Origin of the sequence: Catenovulum maritimum, from assembly GCF_001050375.1 — a bacterium.
In the GTDB taxonomy this organism is placed as follows: Bacteria; Pseudomonadota; Gammaproteobacteria; order Enterobacterales; family Alteromonadaceae; genus Catenovulum; species Catenovulum maritimum.
Genome location: NZ_KQ130496.1, coordinates 36578 through 48644, shown reverse-complemented (window position 1 = coordinate 48644; position 12067 = coordinate 36578). Strand labels below are relative to the sequence as shown.

The following is a 12067-nucleotide window of genomic DNA, read 5'->3' as shown; positions in this document are numbered from 1 at the left end:
TTATTCTCACTTTAATGCTTAATAATTAACCGATTTAGATAGTGAAATATCTATTCCAATTTAACTTTATCTTTTTAAATTCAATTAGATGAAAATTCTTATAGCGTAAAATTAGCAAACTTAAAAAAGTATTATATTAACTATCACCATATCGCCCTTTCCTCTCGCTAAAGTAGAACTTGAAATAATTCGAGTAAAACACTTATAGGTGTGCCACTAGGGAGAGTTATATGTTTACTGTTAAATTTTTCGCTCGACATTCAGTCTTAGCTTGCAGCTTATTTTTTTCCGCTAGCTTTCTTCACGCAGAGACGATTCAACATCCGACAATATCAACAGAATCTGATAAATACGCTGCAGGATTATTGAAAAAAGCGATTCAAACCGCCAATGCATCATTAATATTATCAGAGTCTGAAATTGCAGCTAATAACCAAAGAGCCATTCATATGCTTGAGGATAAAGAGTTAGATGTCTTATGGTTAGCAACCTCAACAGAGCTAGAAGATAGCTTTATCCCAGTTAGGATCCCTATCTACAAAAACCTAATGAGTTACCAAAAATTATTGGTTAATAAAAATAGTGGTTTAACGGCGACTCTAGCGGATGTAGACCAATTTGAGACATTAAGAAAACTTAAACTGGGCGTGGTTAGATACAGTAATCACAGCAGTATTTTGCAAACTCAACAAATGAACTTGGTCAGCACAGTAAAAGCGATTAATTTACTTTCCATGCTTGAAGGCGGTCGGTTTGATGCCATGCCAATTCCAATTGCTTCTGTATCAGACATTCTATCTAATCATCCAGAATTAGAGGTAGTGCCAAACTTAGTCTTTACTTGGGCCGATCCAACCTATTTTTTTGTAAATATTGATAACCCAGAGCTAGCGCAACTGATAACCAAAGGCTTGACTCAAATGTTAGAGTCGGGACAATTTGATGCTTATTTTAAAGCAAGTAATCTCGCTTTAAGTAGCTTGCCAGAGCTTTCCAGTGAAAGTAATAAAATAATAGAGGTTGCCAACATTCATTTACCGAAAAAAACACCGCTATCTCAATCTAAACTTTGGATTAAAGCGAGCAATAAAGAAATTTTATTGTCATCGCTTTAAAACCTAAGCTAGCCACCACGCCGTACTCAGTTTAATAACTAAACACTCTTTGGGTTTAAACTGAGTACAAATTTTAATCACTTTATAATCTAGATCAAAGCCTAATGCATATAGAGGCACGCCTAAATAGATAATTGATCTGAAACAACTTTATTCCGTAACAGTTTGCGAGAATGACCTCAGTTAATTTTAAGAGGTTATTATGAAATCATTCATCAAACTAGTTAGTTTAAGCTCAATTTTCGCAGTTTGCTTTCCTGCATTTGCAAATCTATCTGTTAATTTAGGGGTTATTACCGCTGAGCCGTCAGACAACAGCACGCACTTATCGGTAGTTGAATCTTTAGCTGGATTAGAAACAGACTCAACCCAAGCAGCAGTTGGCACCAATACTCAAATCGGTATTACGATAGATTATCAACTAAACCCAAATTGGACTGTTGAGCTAATTGCTGCAACTCCATTTACTCACCAAATTAGTGTTAAAGGGTCTGCCGTTGATGGTTTAAAGATTGGTGAAACTAAACATTTACCACCAACATTACTGATGCAATATCACTTTGGTAACCCAAGTGATGATTTAAGATTTTTTGCTGGTGCTGGTTTAAATTACACGGTCTTTTTTGATGAATCTGCTGCACCTGAACTCGTTAGCACTTTACAGGCTTTAAACGTAGCCACAGCAAGTGATAAAGTTGAATTGGACCTAGATGATTCGTTTGGCATTGCAATGCAATTTGGTGCTAACTATAAACTAAATGATAACTGGGGTTTACATGCCATGGTTAGCTTTATGGATATAGATACGGATGCTGAAGTAAAAGTAAATGGTACGACAGCGCAAGCAGTAGCAGTTGAAATTGATCCTATGGTTTGGATGCTAGCGGCTAAGTATTATTTTTAAGATTAGGCCGAGTTAAAGTTTAATAGATTTAAAAGGCGCTATTTAGCGCCTTTTTGCTTTGTAGTTTAGCTGTGTAAAGCAGATATTAATCTGCTTTGTCTTGAGGTTTATCTTGATTTAGCCAAACGGTTTGATACAAATCTCGCCTCTTATCTTTCGAGTTAGTAACCGCCCCTTCCGCTTTTAATATTTTTAACGCTTCTAAATTCACATTCGCAAACATCAGCATTTCTGTATTTGGTGTTGTTTCTGATAACACTGCATCGTGTGGAAATGAGAAATCAGAAGGCGTAAATACGGCCGATTGCGCGTATTGCACATCTAAACTATCAACACTAGGTAAATTACCAACACTGCCTGCAATCGCTACATAACATTCATTTTCAATCGCCCTAGCCTGAGCACAGTGTCTAACTCTTAGGTAAGCATTTTTGGTATCAACCCAAAACGGTACAAATAAAATTTCTAACCCTTGCTCGGCAAGTAATCTACCTAACTCTGGAAATTCAACGTCATAACAAATCAGTATGCCAATTTTACCAGCATCTGTATCAAACACCTTCAGTTGATTACCGCCTTCAATCACCCAGTCCCATTTTTCATGCGGGGTTATATGCAGTTTTCTTTGCTCTTCTACCGTACCGTCTCTCCGACATAAGTAGCTGACATTATATAAGCGCTCGTCCTCAACTAACGGCATTGAGCCGGTAATAATATTGATGTTATAACTCACTGCCATACCAGACATTTGAGTGCAAAACTCTTCGGTGAAACTAGCTAAAAAACGAATAGATCCTGTGCGTGATTTATCCGGTGAAAGTCCCATTAAAGGTGCATTAAAAAACTCAGGAAATAACGCAAAGTCACTTTCATATTCGGATAAAGCATCAACAAAAAATTCGACCTGTTGCATTAATTCTTCAACGCTTTTCACTTCTCGCATTTGCCACTGAACAACCCCTAAGCGAACCTGTGTTGGACGCGTATCAACCACTAAAGCATCTGGCTCATACAAAATATTGTTCCACTCTAGTAAGGTAGCGTAGCCTGCTGATTTTTCGTCTTCGGGCAAATACTGCTTTAAAAGTCTTTTTACTTGAAAATCATTCGACAACTGAAAGCTTAAAATAGGATCGTAAATTTCTTTTCGCCCTACTTTATTAATATATTCAGAAGGCGATACCGTATCACTATGTTTGTGATATTCAGTGATTCGACCACCCGCGAGTATTGCTTTTAAATTATATTGGCGACACAACTCTTTACGCGCATCATATAAGCGTCGGCCTAATCTAAACCCTCTATATTTTGGGTGAATCAGCATATCTAAACCATAAACCGCGTCACCTTTATCGTTATTTAAAATGATGCTTTGTGGGCCAATTAAGTCATCATAGGTATGCGGGTTACTAAATTTTAGATAATCAACTCGAACAGATAAGGCAATACCAACCAATTTGTCATCATCCATTAAACCGAGCTGACCTTCAGGAAAATCTTTAATCATCTGGCTAATTGTTTTTTCTGGCCAAGCGCCGCCAATATCGGCGTAAACCAGATCCATCAATTTTTGTACTTGTGGGTAATGCTCTGGCTGTAAGTTAATTAAACTAAGGTGAAGATCATTTAAGCTCATATATACCTGCTCAAGAAAATGGAAAATGTCCCTTTAAGGATTTAGCATAATATGACCTAAATTACCGGATACTCAAGCTTTTTATCCGATCACTGTACGCTATTTTTAAACCAATTATGTGTGGTTAGATAACTTTAAACCAACGCTCTATTTTTTCGCCTTGTTGATTTGTTATCGTGAGTAGGTGCCAGCCTGAATTAACCGCTATTTCTTGATCGTGTATGTGCTGGCTAGTGCCAATAAATTCATTGTCTAAATGCCAATAGAGCACTTCATTTTGATTAATGTGATGCGCTTTGGCTACCAGTCGGCCTAGCTTTCCATCTAACTCAACTGGTAGTTTAATTTTGGCTCCTTTGGGTGGATATTCAAACGCAAAGTTCAATTGCTCCATTGCGTCAACAGCCTGTTTCGTACAGTCAGTTCGCCACTCTGGTGGCGTGCGCCAATTCGGGTTAGTTTGCCGATAATAATAAGCCGTTACAGCTGGTAAAATTAAGTAGCTTTTTTGCCACATTTTAGCTGGGCTAAAGCACAACCCATGAACACGCTTTAAAGATACAGGATCCAAATTGACTTGCTTGTGATAAGGCGAAAGTTGAGTAAATTCAGCTTCAATCGGCGCTAAAGCTGTTGTGGTTTTGCAGCCACCCGCAGCGAGATAACCATCCGCCTGACAAACCTGATAGCTTTTTAGCTGCCTTAGCGGTTTTTCTGGCCAAGTGCCTTTAGGCAATATATTAAAAATATCCAACATAAGCGGGGCTGAGGTTAAGCTGCCTGAGAGCTTTCTTGCTTCTTCGCCATTAGCATTACCAGCCCAAACGCCAACTGTATAACGGCCATTAGTACCAACTGCCCAAGCGTCGTGCCAGCCATAACTTGTGCCTGTTTTCCACGCAATTTTTTGCTGGCTAGCAAAACTTTTCCATAAACTATTAATACCAGGTCTATTTAATCCAGTTAGTACCTCTAAGGTTAACCAAGCTGCAGCTTGATTTATTGGGAAAGGTTTTACTTGTGAAACTTGATTGACCAAATAACTTGGCATTAGCTGACTTTCTAACTGGCCTTGGGCACTTAACATTAAACGCGAATACGCTTGCGTCATTTCAACTAGGTTCGTTTCTGCGCCACCCAAAATCAAAGACAATCCATATTCATCTGGTTGACGCCAAAGTGTACTTAAGCCTATGTCTTGTAAGTTCTGATAAAAAAAGGGCACGCCATAATCTGCCAGTAAATTAACAGCTGGTACATTAAGCGACTGTATCAGCGCTTGCTCTGCTGAAACCAAACCTCGATATTCTCTATCATAATTTTTTGGCTGATAACCTTGGTAATAACTTGGAATGTCTGGCAGCAAACTACTGGGTAAAATCATGCCTTGCTGAAAAGCCATAGCAAACAAAAAAGGCTTTAATAAGCTACCTGACGATCTGGGCCTTTGCGCTATATCTAGACTTTTCGCATAATTAACATTTTCACTTAGCGTTTGATTTCCTATGTAAGCAAGTACTTGCTGATTAGCATTATCTATTACGACTGCCGACAAATTATGAATGTTATCATGCGACAGCCCCAAGCTTGCACCAGACAATAGCTGGTTAATGGCTAGCTGGGTTTGAAAATGAATATGAGAATGGAACAAGTGTTGCTGCGGATACTTTTGTTTTAGGCTAGTTAGTAAATGACTTGCATGCTGGGGTATGGGTTTAGGTCGACTAGGTAAAGCTTCTAACTTAGCGAGCTTTAAATCAAGCTCAGAAATAAAACCGCGTTGAGCTAGGTTATCCAGCAGCTTATCGCGCTTTTGTTTAAGTTGAGTTCGATTTTTTGCTAAGTGAATCATAGCTGGGTTATTGGGTAAAACCGCTAACATGGCCGCTTCTGCCCAGCTTAACTCAGCTAAACCATGATTAAAATAACGCCAGCTTGCAGCGCTAATTCCCAAAATATTACCGCCGTATGGTGCACGCGCTGTGTACTCAATTAGAATCTGCTCTTTGCTCAGTTGATATTCAAGTTTAAGTGCGAGTAAAACCTCGCTCAATTTGGCGGAAAAGCTGCGTTCGTTATGTTTTTTTAATAACCGCGCCAGCTGCATGCTAATTGTGCTAGCGCCTGAGACGATTCTACCTTGATTAAGGTTAAGCTTGATGGCTCTGGCAAGTGCCAAAAAATCAATTCCTATATGCTGATAAAACCTTTTATCTTCAAAGGTAAGTAAGGCTTCAACATATTTTTCTGGCAGTGCTTCACTGGCTGGAAAACGCCACTGCTCATCTTCAGCTATGCTGGCGGCTAACAAGCTTTTATCTTCGGCGAATAATACCCAACTATAGGGCTGCTTAAATAATGTAGCGTCGACAGGCGTATTAATATAGCCAAACAAGCCCAAACTCAGTAAGCACAAGCAAATCGCAAATATTCGCATCAGCCGGAGTAGAGTTTGGCGTATATTTTTACTTGTAAACATAACTTAAGGCTCTGAAACGACCTGAATCCATTTACCTTTTAATCTTGCCCAAACATTATGATCGTACATGCCTTTTACATGCCAACCAGGTAAATAAAACTCACCTTTAAACGACGCGTTAAACTCAGTTTCTATCCTGACAGATGTTTGATTAATATCTTGATAACTTAAGTATTTACCTAAACTAAAATAACTCAATAACTGATCATCTCGTATATCTTGGTAATCTAACCCTTTAGCAATTTTGGCTCCCGAAAGTCGGCTGTTCTTTAACTGCCAACCGCTAGGCAAAGTCATGGTTAATGCTAAATTTTCTAACCTAGCCGACTTATCTAAAGCGCGGATCTCAGTTATCGCTTTAAAATCTGTTCCCTGTTTAATTTTATCAACACTGATTGGGTTATCGTCTAGGTCAGTAAATACCACAGATAAACTTAGTTTTGATTCCCCTGCAATCTCATCACCACTTTCAGGAATACCGATATTAGTTAATTCTGTGTATAAATTTACGTCACTCTGATTTGTGAAATGGATCGCCACCTCGCTTGCTTTGTTTAGCTTAGGATCGACTTGGCTAGCAATTGGCAACTGATAAATCGCATCTTGAGTATTCACCTGGTGTTCAGCTGCTTGATTCAGCCTGTAGCTAAATTGGCTATCGGATTTTTCATAATTAAATGCTGCAGCTAATGCAACTAAACTCCAAGCTCTGGATTGAGTTGAAAGGTAATCTTGACTCGATAAGCTTTGGCTTAACTGAGTTGCACTTTCCCAGCTTGCTGCGCGATCTTGTATCGCGCTTTCCGTCATCAATCTTATCGCTAAATCTCGGGTTTTGGAGCCATAGTTATAACCTGAATATGGGTAAGCTTCTACTTGCTTGTCGGTGAAGCTAAATACTTGCTGAGCTGCATCTATCGCTCCTGCTTCAGCATAACTCATAGCAAGTAACCAAGCTGAAAGTTTTAGATCTTGCTGCTGATGTTGGGTTTGCTGCTCTTGGTTATTTGAGTTCAAGTTAACTTCTAACTTGGCTTTGAGCCGGTTCATAGCATTAAAGTTTGGTTTATCAGCCAAAGCTAGGGTATAAATTGCGTAGGCAATCGAACTATTATTAGCTTGATTTCTAAATCTTTTTTCAACATATCTTTGTTGCTCTGCGAGCCAACTAGAAACGAGTTCAGCTGGTACAAAGTAACCCAGTTTTTTAGCTTCTAATAAAAAATGTCCAGCGTAGCTATTCGCCCAAAGGTTGGCATAATTGCCCCCTTGCCAATAACTAAAGGCCCCAGAACTTAACTGAAATTGTTTAAGCTTATCTATACCGATTTTAATATTATCTTCGACCTCGGCTTGCTGCCAATCACTCAACTGAGTGAAACGATTCAAATACAGCTGGGCAAATAACTTTGAGCTAGTTTGTTCTAAACAACCATGCGGATACTTAATTAAGTAGTCTAGCTGTTCAGCAAGGTTAATCGCAGGGAAACGGCTCACGTTAAATTGAGTTTGGTTAGTATTCACTAAACCATTTGGGGTTAAATTCAAACTCGCGGTTTCGCCGGGTTTAACCAACTTAACTTGAGAAATGCTTTGAGGACTATTCACTGAGCGCACTTGAAGATAAATTGTTTGGCTGGCAACCTGATTCGCGCTGGTGGCTGTTACAGTAATTTTAGCTTGGCCAACTTGATTTAAACTCTTTAACTTTAGTTCGACAATTTCATCTCCCCTTTCACCTTCAACCAGATCAAAGCTCAGTTCTGCACTGTCAACTTCTGCTGCTAATAACTCATTCGTTTTAACCGCGACTTTAACCGGACCTAATTTATGATCACTAACAAAAATATTAACCGGCAAACTGAAAGTTTCATTTGGGGCTACCACTCTAGGTGCCGTACTAAGTACGCCTAATGGCTGGCTCACCACGACACTTTTCTCTGCCGCACCAAAAGCCGCTGCATTAGGTTTTGATATATTGGCAGCAACTAGCATCAGTCTCACTTCGCCCAAATATTCTTCGAGTTGAATTTGATGGTTTTGAACCTTTCCTGCAGCCAGCTCAAATGGACCTAAAAATTTAACCACAGGCGGAAATCGCCTTTGGTTAGCTAGCTCTGCGTCTTTTTTAGCCTCATCACTTCCTCCTAAGGAAATTAACCCAGATATTGAATGATTGTTATTCTTGGCCAACAAATCATACATATCCCAAGTGAGTACACCTAGAGCCTCTTTTTGATAAAAAGCATGGCTTGGGTTAGGCGTTTTAAAATTCGTAATACCGAGTAAACCTTCGTCCACAACCGCGAGTGTGTAAGTCATTGCTTGGCCTGACTGCTCGCTCACTTGCACATCAAATTTTGATTTAGGCCGCACTTTCTTCGCCGCATTAATCACTGGGTGTAATTGATTGTTAGGGTTATTAACTAGGATAGGTACAACACCATACAAGCGCACGGGTGCATCATTCGTTTTACTTTCAACCGCTTGAATCAAGCTAATGTGAGCATAAACATTAGGTGCCATTTCTGCTGTGATAGGAATAGCTAAACGATTGCCACTGATTTGTTCGCTCACCCAAGAAAGCGAAATAACTTCGCTGCCGTTTTCTAACGAGAGTAAATATTGCGCTTTAGTCGCGCTTGGTAAACTTTGCGGTATTGTTAAGTAAGCCGTATCTCCAACTTGGTATTCAGCTTTATCCAGAGTCAGCATTAACTGAGTTTCTGCTGATGGATTTTTGCTATCTTGATAGCTCCAACCTAGATAAACAATTTTGCCTGAGCAATGTTGGCTAGCTTGATGACAAACACGAATTAAATAACGTCCCCAATCATATTCATTTCCTTTGAGCTGCCAGTTAGCTAAGCCTTGGTCGTTAGTTTTTAATTTCTTTCTCAGTTGCAAATCCGCATGAGCACTATTTAAGTAAGCACCTAAATTATCGCGAGAGTAGTCCCACCACCAGCGCCAACTTAGTTTATGTAAGGTTAACTCTAAATTTTGATTTGGCTCAGCAAGCCCTTTGCCATCAAGAGTAACGAACTGAATATTATGATCTTCGTCTTTTGATATAGAGTCGTTCCAACCGCTGCCTTTAGGCACATTAAGCCCAGCCAGTTTTTGATACGGCATAAAATTTAGATGCGAATACTGAGTGCTAAATTGACCGCCTTGTTCAAATACCCGAGTCGTAAAATTAAGTTTTACTTGCCCAGGTGACGACGCAAAAATAGGTTGGTATTTAAAATTGGCTTGGCCTTTATCATCTAATTTACCTTCAAAAATCAGCTGACTTTTAGATTGCAACTGTCTGCTAGGATCATCAAAAACAAACTGATTATAGGTTTTAAATTGTGTTTTAGTCGGTATAGCACTAACACTGACATCTGCTTTTAGCGCCTTTGCAATTGCACCATGTAGCCACTGAGCGGTTAAATTTACTGAATATGGGGGTTGATCAAAAGTGAGGGGCTGATTTGCTTGCTGACCCGATATTTCCAGCGCCATTTTAAGACGATTAGGCGTTATCGTTTCTACTGGGATAGTTTTTGAAAAATAGGTTTGTCCCAGTTTAATAATAGCTTTCCAATTCCCTGTTATCGCTTGCTCTGTGGTTTTTAAATTAAATCGATAAAATCCATTTACAGGTTCGGATTGGGTTGTTACTGAAACCTTAGCGCCTTTAGGATCAAAGAAGTCGAGCGAAAGTGGATAATTTTCAGGTAAGCTTTTGCTTTTATCTAACATAATGAAAGTTAGATATATATCATCTCCCGGTCGCCAAATTGCACGTTCTGCATAAAAATAGCCTTTAATACCATTAGTATTGAGCTCACCACTTGTATCAAATACATTGGTCGACAGTGCTGCATTTCGGCTTAAGCGTAAAAAGCTGATATCAGCCCCTTGTCGAGCAATAATGTAATAAGGGGCAGTCGCTGGGTTTAAATGCACCATACCGAATTCATCGGTTTTTGCTGATGTAAGCAATTGATGTTGATAATTATAAACAGCCACATCTACATTTTTAGCTGGCTTTGCTGTATCTAGCTGATTAACCACAACATGAAGCTGATGCTTCATTGCCATTTTAGCAATTAAGCCTAAATTTGAGCTTGAGAAGTATTTAACCGCCTTGGTTGGATTATTATAGTAATTGTAATAACGTGTTTTACATGGATTATTCCTATCACGCCATGAGCCATAACCTTGAGACCGGTAATAACGCCTTACCCAAGAAGGTTCTGTTTTAATTTGATCAACCGCCCAGCTAGCTTGCTCCAATTGGTTATCGTGCAAAGGCCTAGCTTCGCCGCAATCTAAAATGCTATTACTTTGATCTATACTCAGCTCTAGTGCGAGTAAATCTGAAGAGGTTTGCGGCATTAACTCGGTTAAATCTAATTCATAATTTCGCCATTGGTCTTTAGCAACCTCTGGTAAAACATAGGTTTTTTGCCACAGTACCTGGCTAGTTTTTTTATCTATTCGATTACTCGACAATGGATTATGTTGTATAAATTGGGGTAAGTTTTGTGTCTGAACCTGATAGGCTTTAATTTGTATTGAATCGACATTAGCTGCGCTGATACTGACCGTTTTTTTCCCTGAGCGAGCCAATATATTGTGTTTACCGACAAAACGTACACCTGGTTTAGTGTTCAACAGAGTTAATTTACTGTCGAATGCTTGGGTTAAAGCTTGGCCTTTATTACTCTTTATGCCCGCCAACACGGTTAGTTCAACTTCTCCGCTTAAGGTATCTGATGGGAAAACTTTTAAGCTATTGCCTTTAATCAGCACTCTTCTTGGCGCCCGGCCGTTAACTAAAACTAAACCTTTAACCGATTGTTTGTTAGCTAAGGCTTTTGAGAACAAAACTGAAATATATTGACCATCAACTTGCTGAACTGAACTGGCAGTTACAACAAATTCATCCAAGCTAGGAATGTCTATAATCTCAGAGCCAAACTTATCAACTGTTATCGCCTTGCCCGACCAAGCAAGTTCGATTTGATAAGGGACAGATTTACGTTCTATATTCTCAATTTTAAATTTATGCTCTGTCGCAGATGTATGCTGCCATTGAATCGCCAGTGATTTATCGGCTAACTTGGCAGTCAGTATATCTTCTATATTGTCGTCTAGTTCAGCATCATCTGTAACTATCTCACCTGAAATATAGTTGTTATCGTATTCCTCTATCATTAAGCCATCTAGCTTTATGCTGAAATCTTGCGCCATTGCTGTCACTCGAACTGGTAACTCGGGCAAATTACTCGGTATGTTTGCTAAAGGCTTACTCGATAGCCAAAAGGTATATTCAGTGTTTCGCTGCATTGGCTCTAATAATTCAATCGAGATTTGGTTTTGACTGTCAAATCGAGTGATAAAATCAATTTGAGGCTCTGCAGATATCAGGCCTTCAATAGGCTGGTTTAACTCATGTTCAGCAGAAACGTTTTGGCTAAATTGTATGATTATAGGCTGATAAGCAGAAACCCAGTATTTGGGTAGTGATAATAAATAGCTTTGCCATTTTTGATAACTAGTCGAATCTAACACACTCGTTTTAGCGCTGGTTTTCGAGTTAACAATAGGTTGTTTTAGCTCTACCGCTTCTGGTAAAACATCAGGCTTAGTGTGTATTTGAGCTTGGTTCAGCCTTTGGTTTGCTTGCTCTGTAACATTTTCACTTCTATTTTCTGCAGCATCGTCTTGATTACAGCCAGCTAAAACTATCCAGCTGAAACATAAAACCAGCCCCGTCATCCATTTACTAACCAACATACCTGAGTCCTAAATATAAAAAATTCATAAGTATTTGCTGCTCTAAAAAACCAGAAATTGGATTAATAAAGCGTTTGAAATATGAGCACTGCATTATGAATTAGTTCCAATCAGAGTCAAAATGTAAAAAAGTGTTACAT

General features: G+C 39.1%; 5 protein-coding genes. 2 read left to right on the top strand and 3 right to left on the bottom strand.

The window, feature by feature from the left end; all coding sequences use genetic code 11:
- Positions 1-230: 230 nt before the first annotated feature.
- Positions 231-1115: a substrate-binding periplasmic protein gene (locus XM47_RS13780; protein WP_048693646.1), complete on the top strand. Its 885-nt coding sequence runs from the start codon at positions 231-233 to the stop codon at positions 1113-1115.
- 202 nt (positions 1116-1317) lie between these two features.
- Positions 1318-2019, top strand: coding sequence for an OmpW/AlkL family protein (locus XM47_RS13775; RefSeq protein WP_048693644.1), 702 nt, complete (start codon positions 1318-1320; stop codon positions 2017-2019).
- Between the two features lie 85 nt (positions 2020-2104).
- Here XM47_RS13775 and XM47_RS13770 read toward each other — a convergent pair whose 3' ends face one another.
- The 3 genes from XM47_RS13770 to XM47_RS13760 form a co-directional block, all read right to left on the bottom strand.
- Positions 2105-3655: a carbon-nitrogen hydrolase family protein gene (locus tag XM47_RS13770; RefSeq protein WP_048693642.1), complete on the bottom strand. Its 1551-nt coding sequence runs from the start codon at positions 3653-3655 to the stop codon at positions 2105-2107.
- A gap of 124 nt (positions 3656-3779) precedes the next feature.
- Entirely contained in the window at positions 3780-6134 is a 2355-nt protein-coding gene (pbpC, locus tag XM47_RS13765) for a penicillin-binding protein 1C (protein ID WP_078061912.1), read from the bottom strand.
- A 3-nt stretch (positions 6135-6137) separates the two neighbouring features.
- Positions 6138-11927, bottom strand: coding sequence for an alpha-2-macroglobulin family protein (locus tag XM47_RS13760; protein ID WP_048693638.1), 5790 nt, complete (start codon positions 11925-11927; stop codon positions 6138-6140).
- Positions 11928-12067 lie beyond the last annotated feature (140 nt).